Source organism: Streptomyces sp. NPDC026301 (genome assembly GCF_055567935.1).
In genome coordinates this window covers 1-25910 of the sequence record NZ_JBVHPN010000006.1, presented here as the reverse complement: position 1 = coordinate 25910, position 25910 = coordinate 1, and the positions used below count along the sequence as shown (strand labels likewise).

Genomic DNA, 25910 nt, shown 5'->3' with positions numbered 1-25910 from the left:
CGCAAGGATCATGCGCCGATACGCAAAGAACCCGCATTACGGCAGGTCACACGCGGGCCTTAAGGTCAGGCAAGTTAGTTACGTGGAGTGGCGGGGACCGTCCGCTCGGCGGGTCCCCGTGCGGGTTGCTTCATGCTGCCCGCGTGCGGGCCGCCATGGTCACCGCCGCCGGAACGGCAGCGATAAAGGAGCCACCCCAGTGTTGGACCACGGCGCAGCCCCTCCCTCCGAGGGCAGCGACCCCCAGCCGCAGCAGCCTCCGTCCCGCCCCGGGCCGCTCGGAACGCTGATGCGGCGCAAGCCCGTCGAACGCCTGGTCGCCGAGGGCGGCCAGGGAGAGGGCGGCACCCTGCGCCGCTCCCTGGGCATGTGGCAGCTGACGATGATCAGTATCGGCGCCACCCTCGGCACCGGCATCTTCGTCGTGCTGGGCGAGGCGGTGCCGGACGCGGGCCCCGCGGTCGTCATCTCCTTCGTGATCGCCGGCATCACCGCGCTCTTCTCGGCGCTGTCCTACGCCGAGCTGGCCGGCACCATCCCGGTCTCCGGCTCCTCGTACTCCTACGCCTACGCCACGCTCGGCGAGCTGGTCGCCTGGATCTGCGGCTGGTGTCTGATCCTGGAGTATGGCGTGTCCGTGGCCGCGGTCGCGGTGGGCTGGGGGCAGTACCTCAACGAGCTGCTGTCCGGCACGTTCGGCTTCACCATCCCCGAGGCGATCGCCGCGCCGCCCGGTGACGGCGGCATCTTCAACCTGCCCGCGCTGCTGGTCGTGCTGCTCGCGATGGCCTTCCTGCTGGGCGGCGCGAAGGAGAGCGCCCGCGCCAACACGATCATGGTCGCGGTGAAGATCGCCGCGCTGCTGCTCTTCTGCGGCGTCGCCTTCCAGGGCATCCGCGCCGGGAACTACGCCCCCTTCATGCCGCTGGGCATGGCGGGCGTCAGCGCCGCCGGCGCCACCCTCTTCTTCTCCTACATCGGCTTCGACGCCGCCTCCACGGCCGGCGAGGAGGCCAAGAACCCGCAGCGCGACCTGCCGCGCGCCATCATGCTCTCGCTGGTGATCGTCACGGCGCTGTACTGCCTGGTCGCGGCCATCGCCGTGGGCGCGCTGCCCTGGCAGAAGTTCGACGGCGCCGAGGCCGCGCTCGCCGGGATCATGAAGAACGTCACCGGCCAGAGCTTCTGGGCCGTGCTGCTCGCGGCCGGCGCCGTGGTCGCCATCGCCAGCGTCGTGCTGACCGTGCTCTACGGCCAGACCCGCATCCTCTTCGCGATGTCCCGCGACGGCCTGGTGCCCAAGGTCTTCTCCAAGGTCCACCCGAAGACCGGCGCGCCCCGCGCCAACACCGTCATCGTCTCGCTCTTCTGCGGCATCCTGGCCGCCGCCGTGCCGCTCGGCCAGCTCGCCGACGCCACCAGCATCGGCACGCTCTTCGCGTTCGCGCTGGTCAACATCGCGGTCATCGTGCTGCGCAAGACCCGCCCCGAGATGCCGCGCAGCTTCCGCACGCCGCTGTCGCCGCTCTTCCCCGTGATCGGCTTCCTGCTCTGCATCTGGATGATGGGCAGCCTCGACGCCGTCACCTGGGTGGTCTTCGGAGTCTGGATGGCGGCCGGTCTCGTGTTCTACTTCGCTTACGGCATGCGCCGCTCCCGATTGGCCACCGCAGAGAAGTGAACCACCCTCCGTGCGACTGAACGACCTCGACGAACGCATCGTCCACGCCCTGGCTGAGGACGCCCGCCGCTCCTACGCCGACATCGGTCAGGAGGTCGGGCTCTCGGCCCCGGCCGTCAAACGCCGGGTGGACCGGCTGCGCACCGAGGGCGCCATCACCGGGTTCACCGTACGGGTGGACCCGGCGGCGCTCGGCTGGGAGACCGAAGGCTTCGTCGAGCTGTACTGCCGTCGCAACACCTCGCCCGAGGCCATCCACCGTGGCCTCTCGCGCTATCCCGAAGTGGCGTCCGCCTCCACCGTGACCGGTGAGGCGGACGCCATCGTCCAGGTCTTCGCCGCCGACATGCGGCACTTCGAGCGAGTACTGGAACGCATCGCCGGCGAGCACTTCGTCGAGCGGACCAAGTCCGTCCTGGTGCTCTCGCCCCTCCTGCGGCGCTTCTCCTCCGGCTCCCCGGTCTGAGCGCTCGACCGCCTGAGAGCCCGTGTCCGAGCACTTTGAGTGCGGCGCCGCGGTGAGCGCGCGGCAGGGACGCAACGAATCGCCGCGAGCGGCCCATAAGGCGCAACGAATCGGTACGTGGAGCGCAATGGTGCAGCCTTGTACCACTTGCTCCCCGGACCGTACCGTCTAGACGTCTTCCGGAAGACGTTCCTGAGAGCCGTCGTCCGACGACAGGCGCTCTTGAAAGGCGTCGTCCGAACGTCCGTACGCATCACCCGAGGGGTCCCATGTCTTCGCTGCGCACCGCCCTGCTTCAGAGTTCGGGACGGCCCGGAGATGTGGCGTACAACCTCAAGGCGCTGGAGCGGGCCGCCGCCGACGCGGCGGCGGCCGGCGCCGGACTGCTGGCCTGCCCGGAGCTGTACCTGACCGGCTACGCCATCGGCTCCGGCGTCTCCCGGCTCGCCGAGCCGGCCGACGGCGAGAGCGCCGACGAGATCGCGCGGATCGCCGCCGAGCACGGCATCGCCGTCCTGTACGGCTACCCGGAGCGCGACGGCGACACCGTCTACAACTCCGCGCAGCTCATCGGCCCCGACGGCACGCGGCTCGCGAACTACCGCAAGACGCACCTCTTCGGCTGCTTCGAGCAGGAGTGGTTCACCCCCGGCGACGAGCCCGTCGTCCAGACCGAGCTGAACGGCGTCCGGATCGGCCTGCTGATCTGCTACGACGTGGAATTCCCGGAGAACGTCCGGGCCCACGCGCTGGCCGGCACCGACTTCCTGGTCGTGCCCACTGCCCAGATGCATCCGTACCAGTTCGTCGCGGAGTCGATGATCCCGGTCCGCGCCTTCGAGAGCCAGCTGTACGTGGCGTACGTCAACCGCGTCGGCCAGGAGGAGGAGTTCGAGTTCGTCGGGCTCTCCACGCTGGCCGGTCCCGACGGAGTCGTGCGCGCCCGCGCCGGCCGCGGCGAGGAAGTGGTGTACGGGGACGTCGACCCCGGCTTCCTCGCGGCCTCCCGCGAGGCGAACACCTACCTGAAGGACCGCCGCCCCGGGCTGTACGGCTCGCTGAGCTGACCTCGGCGGCGCCCCCGTCGCACCCCCGTCGCACCCCCGTTGCACCCCTGGCCGTCCCGGCCCGTCCCTGGCCGCCCCGCCCTGGCCCCGCCTGCCCCTTTCCCCGCGTTTTGCGCTGTTTTGCAAGGAGTCTCGCCCCCATGACGTCCACGGTGCCCACCGCTGTCCAGCACACCGACGCGCAGCCGCCGATCACCATGTTCGGACCGGACTTCCCCTTCGCGTACGACGACTTCCTCGCCCACCCGGCGGGCCTGGGCCAGATACCCGCGACCGAGCACGGCACCGAGGTCGCGGTCATCGGCGGCGGCCTCTCCGGCATCGTCACCGCCTACGAGCTGATGAAGATGGGCCTCAAGCCCGTCGTCTACGAGGCGGATCAGATCGGCGGCCGGCTGCGCACCGTCGGCTTCGAGGGCTGCGACTCCTCGCTCACCGCCGAGATGGGCGCCATGCGCTTCCCGCCGTCCTCCACGGCGCTGCAGCACTACATCGACCTGGTCGGCCTCACGACCAAGCCGTTCCCCAACCCGCTCGCGCCCGACACCCCCTCCACCGTCGTCGACCTCAAGGGCGAGTCGCACTACGCCCGCACCGTGGACGACCTGCCGGAGGTCTACCACCAGGTCATGAACGCCTGGAACGCCTGCCTGGAGGAGGGCGCGGACTTCTCCGACATGAACCGCGCCCTCCGCGAGCGCGACGTCCCGCGGATCCGCGAGATCTGGGCGAAGCTCGTCGAGAAGCTCGACAACCAGACCTTCTACGGCTTCCTCTGCGACTCCAGCGCCTTCAAGTCCTTCCGGCACCGGGAGATCTTCGGCCAGGTCGGCTTCGGCACCGGCGGCTGGGACACCGACTTCCCCAACTCCATCCTGGAGATCCTCCGCGTCGTCTACACCGAGGCCGACGACCACCACCGCGGCATCGTCGGCGGCAGCCAGCAGCTCCCGCTGCGGCTGTGGGAGCGTGAGCCGGCGAAGATCGTGCACTGGGCCCAGGGCACGTCCCTCTCCTCGCTGCACGACGGCGCGCCGCGCCCGGCCGTGACCCGGCTGAACCGCACCGCCGGCAACCGGATCACCGTCACCGACGCCTCCGGCGACATCCGCACCTACCAGGCGGCCGTCTTCACCGCGCAGTCCTGGATGCTGTTGTCAAAGATCGAGTGCGACGACGCGCTGTTCCCCATCGACCACTGGACGGCGATGGAGCGTACTCACTACATGGAGTCCTCCAAGCTCTTCGTGCCGGTCGACCGGCCCTTCTGGCTGGACAAGGACGAGGACACCGGGCGGGACGTCATGTCGATGACGCTCACCGACCGGATGACCCGCGGCACCTACCTCCTCGACAACGGGCCCGACGAGCCCGCGGTCATCTGCCTCTCCTACACCTGGTGCGACGACAGCCTGAAGTGGCTGCCGCTGGACGCCAACGAGCGCATGGAGGTCATGCTGAAGTCGCTCTCGGAGATCTATCCGAAGGTCGACATCCGCAAGCACATCATCGGCAACCCCGTGACCGTGTCCTGGGAGAACGAGCCCTACTTCATGGGCGCGTTCAAGGCCAACCTGCCGGGGCACTACCGCTACCAGCGCCGGCTGTTCACGCACTTCATGCAGGACCTCCTTCCTGAGGACAAGCGCGGCCTCTTCCTCGCCGGTGACGACATCTCCTGGACCGCCGGCTGGGCCGAGGGCGCCGTGCAGACCGCGCTGAACGCGGTGTGGGGCGTGATGCACCACTTCGGCGGCGGCACGGACACCACCAACCCCGGCCCCGGCGACCTGTACGACGAGATCGCCCCGGTCGAACTGCCGGAGGACTGACCGCCCACCCCGGCCGACCGACGGAGGCCTGACCGCCCTCCCGGCCGGCCGACGGCGGACCGGCCGTCGGCGAACCGGCCGTCGGTGGACCGGCCGCCGTTGAACCGGCCGGGGGCCCGGACTCGGGGACGGGGGGAGTCGCGCGGCGGCTCCCCCCGCAGGCTCAGTGGCCCATCCGCTGACCGCCCGTCCGCCGACCGCCCGTGGTGTCCCGGCCGCGCTTCATATCCCCGCCGCCCGCGCCGCTTCGTACACCTCCGCCGCCAGGTCCTTCAGCTCCTCCGCGTCCCGGGCCCGACCCTGGAGGTCGACCAGGATCTCCTCCAGGCCCACCTCGGCGTGGGCGGCCAGGTCCTCGACGATCTGCGCGACGCTGCCCTGGAAGGGGGCGCGGTCCTGGCCCTCGTACGCCTTGGGTGTGTGCTGGGTGTTCACCCGCAGGACGTTCTGGAACGGGGCCGTGCGGCCGCGCTCCGCGGCCAGGTCCTGTATCTGCCGCCACTGCTCGGCCAGTTTCCTGGCGCCCATGCCCACCGGCATCCAGCCGTCCGCCCGGTCCACCAGGCGGCGCAGCGCCCGCGGGCTGTTGGCGGGCAGCAGCACCGGGATCGGCCGGGCCGGCTTGGGGCCGACCTCGGACGGCGCGATCGTGGTCAGCTCGCCCTCGTACGCCACCGGGTCCGGTCCCCACACCGCCCGGCACACCTCCAGCAGCTCGTCCAGCACCTTGCCGCGCCGCTCGAAGGGGGCCACCGCAGCGGCCGCGTACTCGTCCAGGGACCAGCCCGTGCCGAGCCCGGCGATCACCCGGCCGCCGCTGGCCGCGTCCAGCGAGGCGAGGCTGCGGGCGAGCTGGAAGGGCACGTGCAAAGGAGCGACCAGCACGCTCGTGCCCAGCCTCGCCCGCTCCGTGGCCGCGGCTGCCAGCGTCAGCGTCACCAGCGGGTCGGCCACCGAGCGGTACTGATCGGGCCAGGGCAGGCCCGGTATGCCGTACAACCCCTGAGTCGCGGGCTCGGGGAAGAGCACGCGCTCGAAGACCCAGAGGCTTTCGTAACCGGTCTGCTCGGCGGCGCGCGCCACGTCCGGCACGTCACGCCCGAGGTCGTACTGCCGCATCTGCGGGAGGCTCAGCCCGAGTCGGACAGCCATGTCTGTGCTCCTTCGGATCCGGTTCGCCGGCGGTGTACGAGCGATCAACGTCCGCCGGACCCGCGGGAGTTCCGGCCGCCAGGGGGCGCAAAGGCGCGCGCCCCGGCGCGCACTGATCGTTAGCCCGATCCGGTCACGCGTCGCCGCGCCGTCCCTGCCCGGCCCCCGGCCCTGCCACGCTGACCGCATGACGACGATGCAGCCGACGGGCGCGCCGGCAGGCGTGGCGAAGATCGTGGCGCGGATGCGCGCGCTGGACGCGGCGCTGCCCCCGCGCGACGGCGTCGCGGTGTTCAACCGGGTGTACTTGCAGGTCACCGAGGAGGTCGGACGGCAGATCGGCGCGGGCGGCTTCCGGGACGCGGGCGCGGCCGCCGAGCTGGACGTGCGGTTCGCGCTGCGGTACTTGAGCGCGGTGGACGCCGTCACGGCAGGGCTGCGGGCCCCGGCCTGCTGGCGCCCGCTGTTCCAGCTCCGCTGCCACCCCGGCGTCAAGCCGCTGCAGTTCGCGCTGGCCGGGATCAACGCGCACATCGGGCACGACCTGGCGTTCGCCCTGGTGGACACCTGCCAGGCCCTGGAGTGCGAACCGGCCGCGCTGGAGGCCGACTTCGACCGGGTGGGGCGGGTGCTGACCGGGCTGGAGGAGCGGGTGCGCGAGCGGCTGATGCCGGGCCCCGACCTGCTGGACATCGCCGACCCGCTGACCCACCTGGCCGGCTCGTGGAGCCTGGAGGCGGCCCGGGACGGCGCGTGGGCGGCGGCCCGGGTGCTGTGGAGCCTGCGCGGACTGCCGGAAGTGGGGGAGGAGTTCGCCCAGCGCCTGGACGCAAGCGTCGGCCTGATCGGCCAAATGCTCCTGACCCCACTCCGCGACTGACGGACCCCGACACGCGCCTGAGGGCCACCGGATGCGCGCGGGCCCTGCCCCGCCGCGCTTCGCCGGCCACCCCCTTGGGTAACCCCCTGGTGGGGGCCTCTGGGGTGTGCACCTGTATACGCGCCGCCGGGGCCTGAAACGCGTTGCGCTACGACGCTACCGCCCCGCGCGTGACGCGTTGCGCCACGACGCTACCGCCCCGCGCGTGACCCGTTGCGCCAAGCCCCGGGCCTGACGCGTCCCCCTACGCGGCCCCGCCCCCGCCCTCGCCGTCCGACCCCTCGTCGTACGACGAAGTTCCCTCGTCCAGCAGCGGGTGCTGCTGCTTCAGGTGGGCCGGGGCCAGTGCGCGCAGTACGTGGTAGCCGGAGAGGACGACGATCGTGCCCAGGGCGATGCCGCCCAGTTCGAAGTTGTCGGAGATCTTCAGGCTGACGCCGCCGACGCCGATGATGACGCCCGCGGCCACGGGGACGAGGTTCAGCGGATTGCGCAGGTCCACCTTGTTGTGGACCCAGATCTGCGCGCCCAGCAGGCCGATCATGCCGTATAGGATGACCGTGATGCCGCCCAGTACGCCGCCCGGGATCGCGGCGACCACCGCGCCGAACTTCGGGCAGAGTCCGAAGAGTAGCGCGAAGCAGGCGGCGGCCCAGTAGGCGGCGGTGGAGTAGACGCGGGTGGCCGCCATGACGCCGATGTTCTCGGAGTACGTGGTGTTGGGCGGGCCGCCGAGCGCGGTGGAGAGTACGGAGGCGGCGCCGTCCGCGGAGATCGCGGTGCCGAGCTTGTCGTCCAGCGGGTCGCCGGTCATCTCGCCGACCGCCTTGACGTGCCCGGCGTTCTCGGCGACCAACGCGATCACCACCGGCAGCGCGACCAGGATCGCGGACCAGCTGAAGCTCGGTCCGTGGAAGGAGGGCAGGCCGACCCAGTCGGCCTTGGCGACGGCCGAGAAGTCCAGTCGCCAGTGGTCGGTCACCTTGCCCGCGCCGTTCTGGGAGTGGATCATCCCGAAGACCAGGTCGAAGAGCCAGGACACGAGGTACCCGAAGACCAGGCCGAGGAAGATCGCGATGCGCGACCAGAAGCCGCGCAGGCAGACCACGGCCAGCCCGGTGAAGAGCATGGTCAGCAGCGCCACCCACTGGTCCTGCGGCCAGTACGTACTCGCGGTCACCGGCGCGAGGTTGAAGCCGATCAGCATGACGACCGCGCCGGTGACGACCGGCGGCATCGCCGCGTGAATGATCCGCGCGCCGAACTTCTGCACGGCGAGCCCGATCGCGAAGAGCACCGCGCCGACCACGAGGACCGCGCCGGTCACCGTGGCGCTCGTACCGCCCTGCGCCCGGATGACCGCCGCGACGCCCACGAAGGAGAGGCTGCACCCGAGGTAGGAGGGCACCCGGCCGCGGGTCGCGAGCAGGAAGATCATCGTCGCGACGCCGGACATCATGATCGCGAGGTTGGGGTCCAGCCCCATGAGGACCGGCGACACGAAGGACGCGCCGAACATCGCCACCACGTGCTGCGCGCCGAGGCCCGCGGTACGCGGCCAGGTCAGCCGCTCGTCGGGTCGGACCACGGCACCCGGCGCTGGGGTGCGCCCGTCTCCGTGGAGGGTCCAGCGCACGCCGAGGCCCATGAATGCTCCCGTTCTCGTCAAGTTGTCATGAGGCCACCGACCGGCGGTGACCGGCCAATGTTAGTGCGGGGGCGGTCCGCTTCCGCCTGCTGTGTCCGGGTGCGAGGTGTATGGCCTCGGTCACTCCTCCCGGTGGTGAAAGCGGTCTAAGCGCATGCTTACGATGAAGATGGTTCAACTTTTGAACGCATGTGCCCCGACCACCCCGCACCACCAGGAGTACGACCGTGAGCGCCGCCGCCCCGTATACCGCCGAGACCGCCGAGACCGCCCAGACCCTCCCGTACGGCGAGCTGGTCCCTGTGACGGTCCATTTCGACGACCTCGACGCGCTCGGCATGCTCCACAACTCGCGCTTCCCGCTGCTCGTCGAGCGCGCCTGGGGCGAGTACTGGCACGGCCACGGCTTCGGCTTCGAGGGCGACTGGGCGGCCGCAGGCGACATGGCCAACGTCATCAAGGAGATGCGCGTCTCCTACGAGGCGCCGATCACCCGCCCCGGCCAGTACGCCGCCCACCTGTGGGTCGAGCGCCTGGGCCGTACCAGCCTCACCTACGGCTTCCGGGTCTGCTCGGCGGACGGCGCCACCACGTACGCGCAGGGCCATCGCATCCTGGTCCGCGTCGACGCGCGGACCCTGCGGCCCACGCCCTGGACCGACGAGGGCCGCGCGATAGCCCGCAAGCTCGCCCGCCCGGAGGCCCTGCCGGACGCGAGCTGATCGCCGGCCGCTGCCGAGCGCGCCGGGTCAGGAGGCCTTTAGTGCCCCTTCGGTACCCCTTCACGACCCCTTCAGGTCGAATGTCGCCGAGCTGACCGACGCCCGGCGCTCCGGTACGCGGAGCACGCCCGCGCCCAGTATCAGGCCCAGTGCCAGCACCGTGACCAGCGCGAAGGAGCCGGTCAGCGAGGTGGCCTGGGCGATCGAGCCGATGGCGGAGGGCGCGATCAGGCCCGAGGTGTACGTGATCGTCGCGACGCCCGCGATGGCCTGGCTCGGGGCCGGGCCGCTGCGGCCCGCCGCCGCGAACGCCAGCGGCACGACCACCGCGATGCCCAGCCCGATCAGCGCGAAACCCGCCACCGCCATGACCGGGTGCTGTGCCGTGACGATCAGCAGCCCGCCGGCCGTGGCCAGTACGCCGCCCGCCCGTACCGTGCGCACCGCTCCGAAGCGGGCCACCACGTGGTCGCCCGCCAGTCGGGCCGCCGCCATCGTGCAGGCGAACGCGGTCGTCGAGCCGGCCGCGAGCCCCGCCGACGTGCCCAGCACGTCCCGCAGGTACACCGCCGACCAGTCCAGGCTCGCGCCCTCGGCGAACACCGCGCAGAAACCGACCGCGCCGATGATCAGCGCGGACTTCGGGGGCAGCGCGAACCGCGGCGGCGGATGCTCGTCCGGGGTGCTGCGCAGGTCCAGTACGCCCTGGCAGAAGACCGCGCCCAGTACGGTCAGCACGCCCGCGGCGAGCGAGAGGTGGAAGCGGGCGTCGGTGGCGGCGTGGGCCGCGACCGTACCGGCCGCCGAGCCCAGCAGCGCGCCCACGCTCCACATGCCGTGCAGCCCCGACATGATCGGCTTCTCCAGGCGCTGCTCGACCTCGACGCCCAGCGCGTTCATCGCCACGTCCGAGGTCCCGGCCGCGGCCCCATAGACCAGCAGCGCGCCGCAGAGCGCGTAGAGGTTCGGGGCGAGTGCGGGCAGCGCGAGGGCGAGCGTCCACAGGGCGAGCAGTCCGCGCAGCGCCGTACGGGCGCCGAAGCGGTGGCTGATCCGGCCGGCCAGCGGCATCGCCAGGGACGCGCCGATCGCGGGGAACGCGAGCGCGAGCCCGAGCTCCCCGGCGCTGACGCCGGTGTGCTCCTGGATCCAGGGGACGCGGGTGGCGAAGTTGCCGGTCACCGAGCCGTGTACGAGGAAGACCAGCGCCACCGACCAGCGTGCGCGGCGCAGTTGGCGGGGCGGGGCTGCCGCTGCGGAACCACCGTTGACGGGCATGGCGGCAAACTATCAGGGTCCCTGCCTATTAACCTCCGATATTTGCGGGGCGTGTGCTCTGGAAGGATTCCGCCATGCCTGACACCTCCGCGCGCACCGGCCGTACGGCGTCCCGTACCGCGTCGCCGCGCACCGCGCGGGCCATCAACGACCGCATCGCTCTCCAACTGCTGGAGGACGAGGGTCAGATGACGGCCCATCAGCTCAAGGAGCGGACCGGGCTGTCCCGGCCGACGGTGGCCGACCTCGTCGAGCGGCTGCGGGCCGCCGGGCTGATCGCGGTCGTCGGCGAGACGGGCGCCGACCGCCGCGGCCCCAACGCCCGGCTCTACGGCATCGTCGCCGACCGCGCCCACCTCGCCGGCATCGACGTTCGCACGCACGGCGTCACCGTCGCCGTCGCCGACCTGCTCGGCGTCATCCGCGCGCAGGAGTCCGTACCGGTCGCCGAGGACGCCGCCCCCGAGGACGCGGTGGCCGGCGCGTACGCCGCGCTGGACCGTGCGCTGGCGCGCGCCGGCGGGGTACGCGCGCACACCGTCGCGGTCGGCGCCCCCGGCCTCGTCGACCCCGCCACCGGGCGGCTGACCGGCACCGGGACGCTGCCCTCCTGGCACGGCGCGCTGGTCGCCGGGCTGCGCGACCGCCTCGAAGCGCCGCTGCTCCTGGAGAACGAGGTCAATCTCGCGGCCATCGCCGAATGCCGGGACGGCGCGGCCCGCGACCGCGACCGCGACACCTTCGTCCTCCTGTGGCTGGGCCACGGCGTGGGGGCCGCGGTGTTCCTGGACGGCCGGCTCCGCCGCGGCGCCTCCGGCGGCACGGGCGAGATCGGCTTCCTGCCCGTACCGGGGACACCGTCGCTGCCCACCGCCGCGGGCTGCGACGGCGGCTTCCACTCCCTCGCCGCCTCCCCGGCGATCGTGGCACTCGCGGGGGAGTACGGCTTCGTCCCCGCGAACGTCGAAGACGGTACGGACGCACCGCCCGCCGAACACGTCGTCCGCGCGGCCGTGGCCGCGGGGCCCGTTGGTGCCGCCTTCCTCGACGCCCTCGCGCGGCGCGTCGCCGTCGGCGTGGCCGCGGTGGCCGCCGTGCTCGACCCCGGCTGTGTCGTACTCGGCGGCGAGATCGGCCGGGCCGGCGGCGAGGCCCTGGCCACCCGGGTGGCCACGTACGCGGCCCGCATGTCGCCCCTGTACACCGAGGTCCGCGCGGGCACGGTGGGCGGCCGCGGCGTCCTGCGCGGTGCCGTACTCGCCGCCAAGGACGCCGCCCAGGACGACCTCTTCAGCCCGGACGACGCGGCGCACTGAACGACGCCACTCACTGAACGACGCAGGGAGCGTTTCGGTCGGGAAGCGGTCACAGGGAGGAGGGCCCGGACGCGGACGCGTCCTGTGGCCACGGAGACGGATCGCCGGCCCACCGGGCCAGGAGGCGGTCCAGCTCGGTGAGGGTCAGCGGCTTGGTCAGGTGGGCGTCGAAACCGGAGCGGGCCGAGCGGTCGCGGTCGGCGCGCTGGCTGAAACCGGAGACGGCGACCAGCCGGGTGCGGTCGGCCGGGAGTGCTTCGCGCAGTCGGCGGGCGACGTCGTGGCCGTGGATGTCGGGGAGCGCGAGATCGCTGAGGACCAGGTCGAAGGGGGCGGCGCCGGCGGCGGCCAGGCCGGCGCTGCCGGTGTGCGCGACCGTCACGCGGTCGCCGCTCCGCTCCAGCAGGGCGCGGTAGGTGGCGGCCAGGTCGGCGTTGTCCTCGATCACCAGGACGCGCAGCGGCGGGCGCCGGGCGGCCGCGGCCGGCCGCCCGGACCGGCGGGGGAGCGGTGCCGCGGCGGAGGTCAGCGGAAGGCGGATGAGGAAGCACGCGCCGCTGTCGGGGCCGTCGCTGTGGGCTTCCACGGTGCCGCCGTGCATCTCGGCGATGCCGCGGACGATCGGCAGGCCGAGTCCGAGCCCGCCGGTCGTCGTGTCGGCGGCCGGGGCGGCCCGGACGAAGGCGTCGAAGAGGGTGTCGGCGGTGGCCGGGTCGAATCCGACGCCGTCGTCGCGCACGGTCAGGAGGGCGTGTTCGGTGCCGCCGGGGCCGGCCACCGTCTCCAGGGCGAGTTCCACCGTGCCGTTCGGCCGGGTGTACTTGCGGCCGTTGCTGAGCAGGTTGGCGGTGATCTGCGCGAGCCGCACGCGGTCCCCCTCGACGGGCACAGGGCCGGACGGCATGACGACCAGGAGCCTGCGCCGCGTCCGGTCGTACTCGGGGAGCATGTCCTCGGCGGCGGCGGTGACCACGGAGCGCAGATCGAGCCGCTCACGGGCCACTTGCAGCCGGCCGGTCAGCGCTCTGGTCGCGTCCAGCAGGTCGTCGGTCATCCGCACCATGTGCGTGATCTGCCGCTGCAGGACGGCCAGTGCCGGGTGCGCGGCCGGAATGTCCAGGGCGAGCAGTTCACCGGCGGCCTGCAACGCGGCCAGCGGATTGCGCAGTTCGTGCGAGAGGGTGGCGATGAAGCGGTCCTTGGCCTCCTGCTGCGCGCGCAGCGCCGCCCCGGCCGCCGTCAGCGCCTCGTTGGCCTGCGTCAGCCGCTGGTTGGCCGCCTGGACCTCGCGGCTGCGGGCGAACAGTTCGCTCTCCATGCGTTCGGCGCGCTGCTGTTGCTCGGCGGCGGCCCGCTGCTGGCGTTGCCCCGCGCTGCGCAGGCGTATGAACTCGGTGATGTCCTCGACCCGGTGGATGATGTGGGTGATCGCGCCGGTGTCGTCCAATACAGGGGTGTTGACCGGACACCAGTACCGTTCCACGAAGGCGCCGTCCGTCCCGTCCGGAATGTCGTAGCGCTGCATGGCCATGGTGTCGGCCCGTCCCGTGGCGAGCACGGTGCGCAGGGAGTGGGCCAGATTCCGGACGCCGTCCGCGGTCGGGTCGGCCGGGTTGTCGGGGAACACCTCGAAGATCGGGCGGCCGAGGATGGCCCGGCGCTCGGTGAGGGTGGCCGCCAGATACGCCCGGTTGACCTCGACGATGCGCAGTTCGGGGTCCAGGACGAGGTAGGGCGAGGGTGTCGCGTCGAAAAGTGCGTGGTAGTCCGGTGCGGACGTGGTGCGGTGGGTGGTGCCGTCCTGCTGCGGGCCCGCAGTCATGGCACTTCACCTCCTGCTGAGTACGGGGGTGTCACGCGTACGGATCGGCCGTTACGTCCAGCCGGTAGCCGAAGCCGCGCACCGTCGTGATGCGCGGCGCACCGACACCGGCGGCCAGGAGCTTGCGCCGTACGCGGTAGACGTGTTCGGTGACGGTGGCCGGGGCCTGCCAGTCGCCGCCGTCCCACACCCGGCCCATCAGCTGACCGGGCGAGAAGGTCTGGCCCGGCGCCGCCGCGAGGAACTCCAGCAACGCGTACTCGCGCGGCGTGAAGGCGATCGGTCCGCCCACGGTGCGCACCTGCCGTGCGCCGGTGTCCACGATCAGCTCGCCCAGCCGGAGGACCGGCGGCCGTCCGGCGCTCCGCCGGTCCTGCCGGGGTGCCGCCCGGCGCAGCACGGCCCGGATGCGCGCTGCCAGTTCGCGTTGGGAGAACGGCTTGACCACATAGTCGTCGGCGCCCAGCTCCAGCCCGAGCACCCGGTCGGTCTCCTCGCCGCGCCCGGTCACGATGATCACCGGTGGTCCGTCCGCTTCGCGTACCCCGCGCAGCAGGTCCAGGCCGTTGCCGTCCGGCAGCCCCAGGTCCAGGATGACCAGGTCGACCGGTTCGCCGTCCAGCACCGCCTGCCCCGAGCGGGCGTCGCGCGCGCTCACCACGGCGAAGCCCTCGCGCTCCAGGTACGCCTGCGACATGGCCATGAGGTCGGGCTCGTCCTCGATGAGCGCGACCACCGGCCGGTGTGCGGACGGCACGCGGTCCGCCGCGGCGCCGGCTGCGCAGTAGTCCGAATGCGGTCCGGAGGATAACGGCAACGGTGACTCCGCGAGAGTCGACAGTGTTGAGACGACGTTGATCCGGCGTGGAGGAGTCGGCCAACCAGCCGCGCTATTACTGGACCACCGGCCCTCGAAGTGCTGTCCATCGCAGCATCTCACGCCGAGAACAACGAGGGCAGGACGAAGGGCGTCGATTCGGGCGGGCAGCCGTTCCGTCGACGCCCGGGCGGCCTGTCCGGCCACCACCGCCACGCCCAGGACACCGCTTACTCCCGGGAACCTCCGATGCCCCATGCCACCGGTCCCTCATGCGGCGGGCAGGACCGCGCTCTCACCTGGGCCCTGCTGAACCTGATCCAGTGTCACACCGACACCACGTCGGCGCCGCTCACCCGGCGCCTGATCCAGCACTGCCTCGACCTGCTGCCCGTCGACTCCGTCGGCGTCATACTCGTCGGACCCGCGGCCGCGGCCATGAAGGCCGGGGCGCCCTCCGGCCCCAACGGCGGAGCCGTCGAAATGGCCGCCAGCTCCGACGAAGCGCTGCGCCGCGTGGAGGTGTACGAGATCGAGACCGCGCAGGGGCCGTGCATCGAAGCCTTGCGCACCTGCCGCCCGCACCGCGTCGCGGACTTCACCGCCGGCCGGTCCCGTTGGCCCGGACTCGCCCTGCGGGCGACGGCCGCCGGTTACCGGGCCATGTGGGCCGAACCCCTGTGTCACGACGACCACGCCGTCGGGGTCATCAACCTCTACCGCCGCGCCACCGGGTCGCTGGACGCGCACCACCAGGAGCGCGCCCAGACCCTGGCCCGGGCCGCCACCACCGGACTCCTGATGCAACGGACGCTCACCGACTGCCTCGTCCGGGTCGGCCAACTCCAACAGGCCCTCTCCACCCGCGTCCCGATCGAACAGGCCAAGGGCATCCTCGCCGTCCGGCTCGGCCTCTCCCCGAACGCCGCCTTCGAGGTGCTGCGCGGCTACGCCCGCGCGCACCGGATGCGCCTGTACGACCTCGCCCGCGCCCTCGTCGACGACCCCGCCGGCCCCTGGCCGCCCCCGTCCGCACCGATCGGACGGGGGCGGTGACGGAGCGGGCGGGCGGTCCCGGTCCTCAGCCCGCCGTCGTGTCGCCGCTCCGGACCACCCGGACGCCCGGGACCCGGCCGCCGCGTTCGGCCAGGAAGTCGGTGTAGCGGAGCTTGCCGGTCGCGTGGTCCGGGGCGAGGTTGCCGCCCGCCCGCAAGGCCCGGTACGTCGCGCCGGGGAGGCGCACCGGCAGCGCGAGGCGGCGGCGCTCGCCCGCGTGCAGGGTGCGGTCGATCAGTTCGCGGGCGGTGAAGATCTCCGGGCCGCCCATGTCCGGGACGTGCCCGGACGGCTTGCCGTACGCCAGCTCCACCAGCCGCGCGCCCACCTCGCGGACGTCGACGGGCTGGACCCGTACGCCCGCCGGGGCCGGCAGCACCGGCGACCGCGCGCCGGCCTTCACCATCCGCAGCACCAGGTCGTGGAACTGCGTCGTACGCAGCACGGTCCACGGCACGTCCGACTCCGCCAGCAGCCGCTCGACCTCGTGCTTGGTGCGGTAGTAGCGCAGGGGCACCCGGTCCACGCCGACGATGGAGATATAGACGAGGTGGCCTACGCCCGCCGTCCGCGCCGCGTCCACCAATTGGCCCGCCGCATCCAGGTCGCCGCCGGACGGCGTCGAAGCGCAGTGCACGATCACCTCCACGCCGGACACCGCGGCGGCGAGCCCGACGCCGTTGCGCAGATCGACGGCGTACGAGTGCAGCCGCGGGTGTTCCGCGCGGGTGTGCGGCCGTCGGCTGAGCACCCGCACGGTGTGCCCGTCGGCCAGCAGCCGGTCCACCACCACCCGCCCGAGGGTCCCCGTGCCGCCGGTCACCAGAAACGTCGTCATCGCCCGCTCCTCCCGGAGACTGTCCTGTCATTCGACCGCGCCGGGGCGCGGTCCGTCACCGTAAGAACTCCCCGGGAACGCGCGGAGAACTCCCGGGGCAGGTGCGTACACATCCCGCCACCCAGTGTGAGTCAGCCCACAGGTGTGCGCCCGCATGGCCGACGATCAGACGTGGCAGACTGGAGGGGTACTGACATACGCAGCGCACTCCGGGGTCGGTGAAAGTCCGAACCGGCGGTTACAGTCCGCGACCCGTCCGCAGCCAGCGGCCGGTTGAGCAGGTGAAATTCCTGCACCGACGGTTAAAGTCCGGATGGGAGGCAGTGCGCGGCGGGCGAGCAGCATCGGTGCACCGCCGTCGGCGGTCCCGTCCATGACGGACGGGATCCTCTGTCCGGCCCGGTGATCGTGTTGTTCCGTACCGCTTCTGTCGCTCGCGACAGCCCCGGAGTCCGTGCCTGAAGAGGCAGGAGGACCCGGTGGCCGCGACAGCCCCCGCTGAGACCACGGCGATGCGCCGGGCCATCGAGCTCGCCGCCCGCGGCCTCGGGCACACCAGCCCCAATCCCGCCGTCGGCTGCGTCGTCCTCGACGCGTCCGGGCAGCTGGTCGGTGAGGGCTGGCACCAACGGGCCGGTGGCCCCCACGCCGAGGTCCACGCACTCGAAGCGGCCGGTGAGCGGGCCCGCGGCGGCACCGCGCTGGTCACCCTGGAGCCCTGCAACCACACCGGCCGTACCGGTCCCTGCGCCCAGGCCCTCATCGACGCCGGCGTCGCCCGCGTCGTCTACGCCGTTTCCGACCCCAATCCGGCCGCGACCGGCGGCGCCGTGACGCTCCGCGCGGCCGGCGTCGACGTCGAGGGCGGGCTGCTGGCCGACGAGGCCGCCGCCGGGAACGAAGCCTGGCTGACCTCCGTACTGCGCCGCCGACCCTTCGTGCTGTGGAAGTACGCGGCCACGCTGGACGGCCGGATCGCGGCCGCCGACGGCACCAGCCGGTGGATCACCTCGCCGCAGTCCCGCGCCGACGTGCACCGGCTGCGCGCCGTGGCCGACGCCGTGATCGTCGGCTCCGGCACCGCACGCGCGGACGACCCGCAGCTCGGCGCGCGGCTGCCGGACACCGAGGTCACCCAGCCGCTGCGGGTCGTCGTCGACTCCTCCGCCACGGCCGTGAAGCCCGGCGCCCGAGTACTGGACGGCACGGCGCCGACCCTGATCGCGGTCGCCGAGGACGCCGACGCGACCCACCTCGAAGAGCTCGCGACCGTCGTCCGGCTGCCGCGCGCCGCGGACGGCCCGGGCCTGGACGTACCGGCCCTGCTCGGCGCGCTGTACGACCGCGGCGTCTGCTCCGTACTGCTGGAAGGCGGCCCGACCCTCGCCGGGTCCTTCGTCGCGGCCCGCGTCGTCGACAAGGTCGTCGGCTATCTCGCCCCCACACTGCTCGGCGCCGGCCCGGCCGCGCTGGGCGACGCCGGAATCTCCACCATCGCCCGGGCGTTGCGCCTCGATGTGACCGACACCGAACGGCTCGGCCCCGATCTGCGCATCACCGCCACCCCCGCCCTCCACGAGGAGAACTGAAGTGTTCACCGGAATCGTCGAAGAACTGGGTGAGGTCGTCGCCGTCGAGACGCTGACGGACGCCTCCCGCTTCCGACTGCGCGGCCCGCTCGTCACCGACGGCGCGAAGCACGGCGACTCCATCGCGGTCAACGGCGTGTGTCTGACCGTCGTGGAGACGGCGGACGGTGAGTTCACCGCCGACGTGATGGCCGAGACGCTCAAGCGGTCCAGCCTCGGCGCGCTGGAGAAGGGCTCCCGGGTGAACCTGGAGCGCCCGATGGCGCTCGGCGGACGGCTCGGCGGCCACCTCGTCCAGGGCCACGTCGACGGCACGGGCACCATCGCCGAGCGCACCCCCGGCGAGCACTGGGAGATCGTGAAGATCGCCCTGCCGGACGGCCTGGCCCGCTACGTCGTCGAGAAGGGCTCTATCACCGTCGACGGCGTCAGCCTCACCGTCGTCGAGGCCGGTGCCGACCACTTCACCATCAGCCTCATCCCGACCACCCTGGACCTCACCACGCTCGGCATCAAGCAGGTCGGCGACCCGGTGAACCTGGAGGTCGACGTCCTCGCCAAGTACGTCGAGCGGCTGCTCGGCCACGACGCTGCGGGGGCCGCGCGATGACCGTACTGACCTGGCTGAACGGCGAGGCGTTCACCGCCTTCGGCCAGCACGTCATCTGGACCGACATGATCGGCAACACCGTCGGCCTGATAGCCCTGGCCCTCGGCTGGCGGCGCTCCATATGGACCTGGCCCGCGCAGTTCCTCTCCGGCGTCATCCTCGTCGCCGCGTACGCCTCCGCGCAGCTCGCCGGCGGCGTCGGCAAGCAGCTGCTGGTCATCGGCGTCGCCCTGTGGGGCTGGCGGCAGTGGCAGCGCGGCCGGCAGCAGGCCCAGGACGGCACGATCGCCGTCCGCTTCGCCTCCTGGCGCGAGCGCTCCACCCTGATCGCGGGCACCGCCGTCGGCACCCTCGCCGTCGGCTTCCTCTTCGCGCAGGTTCCCCAGCTGTCCTGGAACCCCTGGCCGGACGCCTACATCTTCGTCGGCACGCTCGCCGCGATGGTGGCCCAGGCCCGCGGCCTGGTGGAGTTCTGGTTCGCCTGGCTGCTGGTCGACGTGGTCGGCGTCCCGCTGGCCTTCAGCAGCGGCCTGGCCTTCTCCGGCCTGGTCTACGTCGTCTACTTCGGTCTCGTCCTGTGGGGCCTGCGCGACTGGTGGCTGCGCTCCCGTACGAGTACGCAGCCCGTCCTGGAAGGAGCGGCGGCATGACCGCACAGCAGAACTGGTACGAAGGTCCCGACGCGATCGACCTCACGCTCGACCCCGTCGAGCGGGCCATCGCGGACATTGCCGCAGGACGCCCCGTCGTGGTCGTCGACGACGAGAGCCGCGAGAACGAGGGCGACCTCGTCCTCGCCGCCGAGAAGGCCACCCCCGAGATCGTCGCCTTCATGATGAGCGAGTGCCGCGGCCTGATCTGCGCGCCCATGGAGGGCCCGGAGCTGGACCGGCTGGAGCTCCCGCAGATGGTCCAGCACAACACCGAGTCCATGCAGACGGCCTTCACCGTCTCCGTGGACGCCACCGCCGAGCACGGCGTGTCCACCGGCATCTCCGCCGCCGACCGCGCCACCACGCTGCGCCTGCTGGCCTCCGGCGAGTCCGCCCCCGGCGACTTCGTCCGGCCCGGCCACATCTTCCCGCTGCGGGCCAAGCCCGGCGGCGTGCTCGTACGCAACGGCCACACCGAGGCCGGCGTGGACCTCGCCCGGCTCGCCGGACTGCGCCCCGCCGCCGCGATCGTGGAGATCGCGGGCGAGGACGGCACCATGCTGCGGCTGCCCGAGCTGATCCCGTTCGCCCGCAAGCACGGCCTCGCGATCATCTCCATCGAGGACCTGATCGCCTACCGCCGCAGCGCGGAGCCCACCGTGCGCCGCGAGGCCACGACCACCCTGCCCACCGCCTTCGGCGACTTCACCGCGCATGGCTACCGCTCCACCGTGGACGGCGTCGAGCACATCGCGCTGGTCGCCGGGGAGCTCGGCGACGGCGAGGACGTCCTCGTCCGGGTCCACTCCGAGTGCCTGACCGGCGACATCTTCCACTCGCTGCGCTGCGACTGCGGCCCGCAGCTCCAGGAGTCGCTGCGCCGGATCAGCGAGGAGGGCCGCGGCGTGGTGATCTACCTGCGCGGCCATGAGGGACGCGGCATCGGACTGCTGTCCAAGCTGCGCGCCTACGAGCTCCAGGAGCGCGGCCGGGACACCCTGGACGCCAACCTGGAGCTGGGCCTGCCCGCCGACGCCCGGGACTACGCGGCCGGCGCGCAGATCCTCGACGACCTCGGCGTGAGCTCGCTGCGCCTGATGACCAACAACCCGGAGAAGACCGCGGCACTGGCCGGACACGGCCTGCACGTCTCGGGCCGGGAGCCGATGCCGGTCCAGGCCGGCGAGCACAACCTGCGGTACCTGCGCACCAAGCGGGACCGCATGGGGCACGACCTGCCGTGGCTGGACCCGGCGGACCGCGCCTCGGCCTGCGGCACCCAGTAAGACACCCGATAGATCACTACGTACATCACTACGTACATCACCTACTACGCACCATCAGCACGAGGAGCAACGTGAGCGGCAAGGGCGCACCCGAACTGTCCGTGAAGAACTGTGGCGACCTCCGGGTGGCCGTCATCGCTGCCCAGTGGCACACCCAGGTCATGGACGGCCTGGTGAACGGCGCGCTGCGCGCGCTGACCGAGCTGGGCATCGACGAGCCGACCCTGCTGCGCGTCCCGGGCAGCTTCGAGCTCCCGGTCGTCGCCAAGGTGCTCGCGGGCCGCGGATACGACGCGGTGGTCGCGCTCGGCGTGGTCATCCGCGGCGGCACCCCGCACTTCGAGTACGTCTGCCAGGGCGTCACCCAGGGCCTGACCCAGGTCTCCATCGACACCGGCGTGCCCATCGGCTTCGGCGTGCTGACCTGCGACGACGAGCAGCAGGCGCTGGACCGCGCGGGCCTTGAGGGCTCCAATGAGGACAAGGGCCACGAGGCGGTCACCGCCGCCGTCGCCACCGCTGCCACGCTCCGTTCCGTATCCGAACCCTGGCGCTGACCAAGGGCGGCCGACCGCTAGGGTAGGGACATCATGTCCAAGAAGACGTTCGAGGAGCTCTTCGCCGAGCTCCAGCAGAAGGCCGCCACCGGCGACCCCGCTACCTCCCGCACCGCCGAGCTGGTCCAGTCCGGCGTCCATGCGATCGGCAAGAAGGTCGTCGAAGAGGCCGCCGAGGTGTGGATGGCCGCGGAGTACGAATCCCACGACGCCGCCGCCGAGGAGATCTCGCAGCTCCTCTACCACCTTCAGGTGATGATGGTCGCCAAGGGCATCAGCCTTGACGACGTCTACGCCCACCTCTGATCCGCATCACCCACCGCTCACCCTCTCCCTCGTACAAAGGAAGCCCCCTCATGCTGCGCATCGCCGTCCCCAACAAGGGTTCACTGTCCGAGCCTGCGTCGGCGATGCTCCATGAGGCCGGCTACCGCCAGCGCAAGGACCGCAGGGAGCTGGTCCTGGTCGACGCCGAGAACGAGGTCGAGTTCTTCTTCCTGCGCCCCCGCGACATCGCGGTCTACGTCGGCTCCGGCAAGCTCGACATCGGCATCACAGGGCGTGACCTGCTGCTGGACTCCGGCTCGGACGCCGAGGAGATCATGCAGCTCGGCTTCGCCGGCTCGACGTTCCGCTACGCCACCCGCCCGGGCACGGCCAAGGACGTCAAGGAGTTCGGCGGCATGACCGTCGCGACCTCCTTCTCCGGGCTGGTCAAGCAGCACCTCGCCGACAACGGCGTGGACGCCTCCGTCGTGCACCTCGACGGCGCGGTGGAGACCGCCATCCAGCTCGGCGTCGCCGAGATCATCGCGGATGTGGTCGAGACCGGTACGACGCTGCGCAACGCCGGCCTGGAGATCATCGGCGAGCCGATCCTGAAGTCCGAGGCCGTCGTCATCCGCCGCGAGGGCGCCCCCGCCGACGACCCGAAGGTGCAGCAGTTCCTGCGGCGCATGCAGGGCGTCCTGGTGGCCCGCCGGTACGTGATGATGGACTACGACATCCGCGTCGACCAGGTCGAGAAGGCCGTGGCCCTCACCCCGGGCCTGGAGTCGCCGACCGTCTCCCCGCTGCACCACGAAGGCTGGGTCGCGGTCCGCTCGATGGTCCCCTCCAAGGACGCCCAGCGCGTCATGGACGAGCTGTACGCCCTCGGTGCCCGCGCGATCCTGACGACCGGCATCCACGCCTGCCGCCTCTGACCGCCCGCCGGGCCGTACGTATCCGCTCCGCGGCCTGCGTACGGCCCGTGTACGTACCGCCGCCCCCGCCACGGAAGACGACGACGTGTCCGCGCCTCTGCCCGACCTCCCGGTGACCTTCCGGCCCGCCCGCACCCGTGCCGTCCTGTACGTCGTCGGCATCGCCCAGCTGGTGGCCCTCACGGTCGTCGCGTTCCTGCTGCCGGCCCTCAGCGGCGGCGAGCGGATCAGCTTCGTGTTCACCGGGCTGCTCGTACTGGCCGTACTGCTGCTGCTCGCGCGGCCCAAGGTCGTCGCCACGGAGCGCGGCGTCACCGTCGTCAACCTCACGACCAAGCGCGAGCTGGTCTGGGCCGAAGTCCTGCGGGTGAACCTCCGCGTCGGCGACGCCTGGGTCCACCTCGACCTCGCCGACGGCACCAGCCTGCCCGCGATGGGCATCCAGCCCGGCATCGCCAAGGAGCAGGCCGTCCAGGACGCCCGTACGCTGCGGGCCCTCGCCGAGGCGCACGGCACCGACGGCCGCGACCGCTGACCGAAGGCCCGCCGCCCCGATCCGGCAAGGGCCGCGCCGTGCGGCGTACCGCACGTCCGTCGGCTCTCCCCTCGCCGCGCCCGGCCTGATTACTCTGTAGCCCGGGGCCGTGCCGTGCCCCGCCCCCTTCGTGGGGACCCTGCGACCCGAGGAGTGACTCCTTCCAGCAATGGACGGATCGTCCTGTAGTACCTGCGCCGCCCCTCCCGGACGCCGCCCGCAGACCGCGGCGCTCCCGTGCACGTGGGAGGCGGCGGCATGACAGTCCCTCTGCTGCTGCTCGCCGCGGCCTTTGTGCTGATCCTGGCGAACGGCTTCTTCGTGGCCGCGGAGTTCGGCCTCGTCACCGTGGAGAAGGCGGCCGCCGAACGGGCCGCCGACGCCGGTGACCGCCGTGCCCGTACGGTCGTCACCGCGCTGCGCGAGCTCTCCTTCCAGCTCTCCGGCACCCAGCTGGGCATCACCATCACCTCGCTGGTCGTCGGCATGCTCGCCGAGCCCGCCCTCGCCGACCTGCTCGGCGGGCCGCTGGCGGCCACCGGGCTGCCCGCCGGCGCGGTGCCCGGCATCGCCGTCGTCATCGGCATGCTGCTGGCCTCCGCCGTCCAGATGGTGATCGGCGAGCTGGTCCCCAAGAACTGGGCGGTCTCCAAGCCGCTCACCGTCGCGCGCTTCGTCGCGGGCCCGCAGCACGCCTTCTCGCGCTTCTTCCGCCCGGTGATCTCGCTGCTCAACACCGTGGCCAACCGCCTCGTGCGGTCCCTCGGCGTCGAGCCCACCGACGAGCTGGCGTCCGCCCGCACCCCCGGCGAACTGGTCTCGCTGGCCCGGCACTCCGCGCGGGCCGGCGCCATCGAGCAGGACACCGCCGACCTGTTCGTGCGCACCCTCGCGCTCGGCGAGCTGACCGCGGAGAACGTGATGACTCCGCGCGTACGGGTCTCCGCGCTGCAGTCCTCCGCGACCGCCGAGGACGTACTGAACCTCACCCGCGCCACGGGCCTCTCCCGCTTCCCCGTCTACCACACCCGGATCGACGAGGTCGTGGGCATGGTCCACCTCAAGGACGCGCTCGCCGTCCCGGCGCAGGACCGGCTGCGCACCCCCGTCGGCCGGATAGCGGTCGCCCCGCTGCTGGTCCCGGAGTCGCTGCCCGTCCAGCCGCTGCTGGAGCGGCTGCGCAGCGAGCAGCCGATAGCCGTGGTCGTCGACGAGTACGGCGGCACGGCCGGCGTGGTGACCCTGGAGGACATCATCGAGGAACTGGTCGGCGAGGTCCGCGACGAGCACGACCACGCGGACCTGCCGGAGCTGGTGCTCGCGCCCGCCGAGGACGGCCACCCCGCCTGGGACGCCGACGGCGGCTGCCGCGTCGACACGCTCCGCCGGATCGGCCTGAGCGCGCCGGACGGCCCGTACGAGACCGTGGCCGGACTGGTCGCCCACGTACTCGGCCGGATCCCCGCCTCCGGGGACACCGCCGAACTGGACGGCTGGCGGCTGCGGGTGCGGCTGGTCGCGCACCACCGCGCCGACCGGGTGCGCCTGATCCGGACCGGTGCGGCGCAGGCCGAGACCGGCACGGCGCAGGGCGCCGCCGTGGCCGTGCCGGCCGGCGAGCGGGCAGGTGTCCGATGAGCGTGCTGCAACTGTTCGTCGCCGCCCTGCTGGTGCTCGTCAACGGCTTCTTCGTCGGCGCGGAGTTCGCGCTGGTCTCCGTACGCCGCAGCCAGATCGAACCGCTGGCCTCCGAGGGCTCCAAGCGGGCGAAGCGGGTGCTGTACGGGCTGGAGAACCTCCCGCAGATGATGGCCGCCGCGCAGTTCGGCATCACCGTCTGCTCGCTGACGCTGGGCGCGGTCGCCGAGCCGACCGTGGCCCGGCTGCTGGAGCCGCTCTTCCACGCGGTGCATCTCCCCGAAGCGCTGATCCACCCGCTGGGTTACGCCATCGCCCTGGCCCTCGTGGTCTTCCTGCACCTGGTCATCGGCGAGATGGTGCCGAAGAACCTCGCGATGGCCGCGCCGGAGAAGACCGCCCTGTGGTTCAGCCCGGGCCTGGTCGTCTTCGCCCGGATGTGCCGCCCGGTCACCGCGCTGCTGGGAGCCTGCGCCCGCGGCATTTTGCGGCTTTTCCGGGTGGAGCCCAAGGACGAGGTCGAGGCGGTGTTCACCACCGAGCAGCTCACCCACCTCGTGGCGGACGCGGGCCAGGCCGGGCTGCTGGACCCGGGGGAGCAGGAACGCCTCTCCGACGCCCTGGAGCTGGGCCGCCGCCCGGTCACCGACGTACTGATCGACCGGGCGGCCCTGGTCACTGTCGACCCGTCCGTGACGCCCCGGCAGGTCGAGGAGCTGACCGTGAAGACGGGCTTCTCGCGCTTCCCGGTGTCCGCGCCGGGCGGTGCGTACATGGGCTATCTGCACGTCAAGGACGTACTGGACCTGGAGGAGCGGGACCGTGCGGTGCCGCAGCACATCTGGCACCCGATGACCACGCTGCGCGCCGAACTCCCGCTGGACGACGCGCTCACGGCGATGCGCCGGGCGGCCTCGCACCTCGCGGCGGTCTCCGACGGCGCGGGCCGGGTGCTCGGCCTGGTCGCCCTGGAGGACGTACTGGAGAAGCTGGTCGGCGAGGTACGCGACCCCGCACACCGCGGTGAGACCGGCCCGGCGCACATCGCCGAACCACGCGGCGCCGGCGACCTGCAGTCCGGAAACGCGCAGCCGGGGGACCGGGCGATGGCGGGCTGAGAGCCCGTGTACGAGAGCGGGGCGGGGGGGGGTCCCCCCCCCCCCCCCTACCCCCCCCCCCCCCCCCCCCCCCCCCCCCCCCCCCCCCCCCCCCCCCCCCCCCCCCCCCCCCCCCCCCCCCCCCCCCCCCCCCCCCCCCCCCCC

The 25910-nt window shown here is 72.5% G+C and carries 24 protein-coding genes and 1 riboswitch; of the genes, 18 read left to right on the top strand and 6 right to left on the bottom strand.

The features are described from left to right. Nucleotides 1–199 precede the first annotated feature (199 nt). The 4 genes from ACZ4MH_RS11745 to ACZ4MH_RS11730 all read left to right on the top strand — a co-directional run bounded on the left by ACZ4MH_RS11745 (nucleotide 200) and on the right by ACZ4MH_RS11730 (nucleotide 5046). Nucleotides 200–1681: an amino acid permease gene (locus ACZ4MH_RS11745; protein ID WP_351592600.1), complete on the top strand. Its 1482-nt coding sequence runs from the start codon at nucleotides 200–202 to the stop codon at nucleotides 1679–1681. A gap of 10 nt (nucleotides 1682–1691) precedes the next feature. Continuing rightward, nucleotides 1692–2147 carry an Lrp/AsnC family transcriptional regulator gene (locus tag ACZ4MH_RS11740; protein WP_351592603.1) on the top strand — a complete coding sequence of 152 codons (456 nt, stop codon included), beginning with the start codon at nucleotides 1692–1694 and terminating at the stop codon, nucleotides 2145–2147. 269 nt (nucleotides 2148–2416) lie between these two features. Next, nucleotides 2417–3214, top strand: coding sequence for a carbon-nitrogen hydrolase family protein (locus ACZ4MH_RS11735; RefSeq protein WP_351592606.1), 798 nt, complete (start codon nucleotides 2417–2419; stop codon nucleotides 3212–3214). Between the two features lie 140 nt (nucleotides 3215–3354). After that, a complete protein-coding gene (locus tag ACZ4MH_RS11730; RefSeq protein WP_351592609.1) occupies nucleotides 3355–5046 on the top strand; it encodes a flavin monoamine oxidase family protein in 1692 nt (563 codons plus the stop codon). 222 nt (nucleotides 5047–5268) lie between these two features. Here the strand turns inward: ACZ4MH_RS11730 and ACZ4MH_RS11725 are convergent, their stop codons facing one another. Next, nucleotides 5269–6198 (bottom strand): LLM class F420-dependent oxidoreductase, encoded by a 930-nt coding sequence (locus tag ACZ4MH_RS11725; RefSeq protein WP_351592612.1) that lies wholly within the window; start codon nucleotides 6196–6198, stop codon nucleotides 5269–5271. A 187-nt stretch (nucleotides 6199–6385) separates the two neighbouring features. Here ACZ4MH_RS11725 and ACZ4MH_RS11720 point away from each other — a divergent pair, with 187 nt between their 5' ends. Continuing rightward, nucleotides 6386–7078, top strand: coding sequence for a DUF5995 family protein (locus ACZ4MH_RS11720; RefSeq protein ID WP_351592615.1), 693 nt, complete (start codon nucleotides 6386–6388; stop codon nucleotides 7076–7078). A gap of 244 nt (nucleotides 7079–7322) precedes the next feature. Here the strand turns inward: ACZ4MH_RS11720 and ACZ4MH_RS11715 are convergent, their stop codons facing one another. Further along, on the bottom strand, nucleotides 7323–8726 hold the full coding sequence (locus ACZ4MH_RS11715) for a uracil-xanthine permease family protein (RefSeq protein WP_351592618.1): 1404 nt from the start codon (nucleotides 8724–8726) through the stop codon (nucleotides 7323–7325). 227 nt (nucleotides 8727–8953) lie between these two features. Here ACZ4MH_RS11715 and ACZ4MH_RS11710 point away from each other — a divergent pair, with 227 nt between their 5' ends. Beyond that, nucleotides 8954–9448 carry an acyl-CoA thioesterase gene (locus ACZ4MH_RS11710; protein ID WP_351592621.1) on the top strand — a complete coding sequence of 165 codons (495 nt, stop codon included), beginning with the start codon at nucleotides 8954–8956 and terminating at the stop codon, nucleotides 9446–9448. A 60-nt stretch (nucleotides 9449–9508) separates the two neighbouring features. Here the strand turns inward: ACZ4MH_RS11710 and ACZ4MH_RS11705 are convergent, their stop codons facing one another. Next, nucleotides 9509–10726: an MFS transporter gene (locus tag ACZ4MH_RS11705; RefSeq protein WP_351592624.1), complete on the bottom strand. Its 1218-nt coding sequence runs from the start codon at nucleotides 10724–10726 to the stop codon at nucleotides 9509–9511. Nucleotides 10727–10800: 74 nt separating this feature from the next. On the opposite strand from ACZ4MH_RS11705, the gene ACZ4MH_RS11700 reads away from it, so the two are divergent. Then, entirely contained in the window at nucleotides 10801–12042 is a 1242-nt protein-coding gene (locus ACZ4MH_RS11700; RefSeq protein ID WP_467754479.1) for an ROK family transcriptional regulator, read from the top strand. A 49-nt stretch (nucleotides 12043–12091) separates the two neighbouring features. Here the strand turns inward: ACZ4MH_RS11700 and ACZ4MH_RS11695 are convergent, their stop codons facing one another. Next, a complete protein-coding gene (locus ACZ4MH_RS11695; protein WP_467754478.1) occupies nucleotides 12092–13864 on the bottom strand; it encodes an ATP-binding protein in 1773 nt (590 codons plus the stop codon). A 31-nt stretch (nucleotides 13865–13895) separates the two neighbouring features. Further along, nucleotides 13896–14621: a response regulator transcription factor gene (locus tag ACZ4MH_RS11690; RefSeq protein WP_351595920.1), complete on the bottom strand. Its 726-nt coding sequence runs from the start codon at nucleotides 14619–14621 to the stop codon at nucleotides 13896–13898. 309 nt (nucleotides 14622–14930) lie between these two features. Between ACZ4MH_RS11690 and ACZ4MH_RS11685 the strand changes: the two genes are divergently transcribed. Beyond that, entirely contained in the window at nucleotides 14931–15737 is an 807-nt protein-coding gene (locus ACZ4MH_RS11685; RefSeq protein WP_351595923.1) for a GAF and ANTAR domain-containing protein, read from the top strand. A 25-nt stretch (nucleotides 15738–15762) separates the two neighbouring features. Here ACZ4MH_RS11685 and ACZ4MH_RS11680 read toward each other — a convergent pair whose 3' ends face one another. Continuing rightward, nucleotides 15763–16575 (bottom strand): SDR family oxidoreductase, encoded by an 813-nt coding sequence (locus ACZ4MH_RS11680; RefSeq protein ID WP_351595926.1) that lies wholly within the window; start codon nucleotides 16573–16575, stop codon nucleotides 15763–15765. A 200-nt stretch (nucleotides 16576–16775) separates the two neighbouring features. Next, nucleotides 16776–16906: riboswitch (FMN riboswitch) on the top strand. A 181-nt stretch (nucleotides 16907–17087) separates the two neighbouring features. On the opposite strand from ACZ4MH_RS11680, the gene ribD reads away from it, so the two are divergent. From ribD to ACZ4MH_RS11630, 10 genes are all read left to right on the top strand, one after another. Beyond that, nucleotides 17088–18164 (top strand): bifunctional diaminohydroxyphosphoribosylaminopyrimidine deaminase/5-amino-6-(5-phosphoribosylamino)uracil reductase RibD, encoded by a 1077-nt coding sequence (gene ribD, locus ACZ4MH_RS11675; protein ID WP_351596001.1) that lies wholly within the window; start codon nucleotides 17088–17090, stop codon nucleotides 18162–18164. 1 nt (nucleotide 18165) lies between these two features. Then, nucleotides 18166–18774: a riboflavin synthase gene (locus tag ACZ4MH_RS11670; RefSeq protein ID WP_351595929.1), complete on the top strand. Its 609-nt coding sequence runs from the start codon at nucleotides 18166–18168 to the stop codon at nucleotides 18772–18774. Next, entirely contained in the window at nucleotides 18771–19424 is a 654-nt protein-coding gene (locus tag ACZ4MH_RS11665) for a nicotinamide mononucleotide transporter family protein (protein ID WP_351595932.1), read from the top strand. Before ACZ4MH_RS11670 ends, ACZ4MH_RS11665 begins: the two co-directional genes overlap by 4 nt. Then, complete coding sequence (locus tag ACZ4MH_RS11660; RefSeq protein ID WP_351595935.1) at nucleotides 19421–20713, top strand: bifunctional 3,4-dihydroxy-2-butanone-4-phosphate synthase/GTP cyclohydrolase II; 1293 nt, start codon at nucleotides 19421–19423, stop codon at nucleotides 20711–20713. The genes ACZ4MH_RS11665 and ACZ4MH_RS11660 overlap by 4 nt, the downstream gene beginning before the upstream one ends. A 71-nt stretch (nucleotides 20714–20784) precedes the next feature. Beyond that, complete coding sequence (ribH, locus tag ACZ4MH_RS11655; RefSeq protein WP_031059195.1) at nucleotides 20785–21270, top strand: 6,7-dimethyl-8-ribityllumazine synthase; 486 nt, start codon at nucleotides 20785–20787, stop codon at nucleotides 21268–21270. A gap of 33 nt (nucleotides 21271–21303) precedes the next feature. Next, nucleotides 21304–21576, top strand: a complete 273-nt coding sequence (locus ACZ4MH_RS11650; protein WP_030251465.1) for a phosphoribosyl-ATP diphosphatase — start codon at nucleotides 21304–21306, stop codon at nucleotides 21574–21576. 50 nt (nucleotides 21577–21626) lie between these two features. Then, nucleotides 21627–22475, top strand: coding sequence for an ATP phosphoribosyltransferase (gene hisG, locus ACZ4MH_RS11645; protein ID WP_351595940.1), 849 nt, complete (start codon nucleotides 21627–21629; stop codon nucleotides 22473–22475). An 85-nt stretch (nucleotides 22476–22560) separates the two neighbouring features. Beyond that, a complete protein-coding gene (locus tag ACZ4MH_RS11640; RefSeq protein ID WP_351595943.1) occupies nucleotides 22561–23010 on the top strand; it encodes a PH domain-containing protein in 450 nt (149 codons plus the stop codon). A gap of 258 nt (nucleotides 23011–23268) precedes the next feature. Then, complete coding sequence (locus ACZ4MH_RS11635; protein WP_351595946.1) at nucleotides 23269–24648, top strand: hemolysin family protein; 1380 nt, start codon at nucleotides 23269–23271, stop codon at nucleotides 24646–24648. Then, a complete protein-coding gene (locus ACZ4MH_RS11630) occupies nucleotides 24645–25766 on the top strand; it encodes a hemolysin family protein (RefSeq protein ID WP_351595949.1) in 1122 nt (373 codons plus the stop codon). The genes ACZ4MH_RS11635 and ACZ4MH_RS11630 overlap by 4 nt, the downstream gene beginning before the upstream one ends. The last annotated feature ends 144 nt before the right edge of the window (nucleotides 25767–25910 follow it).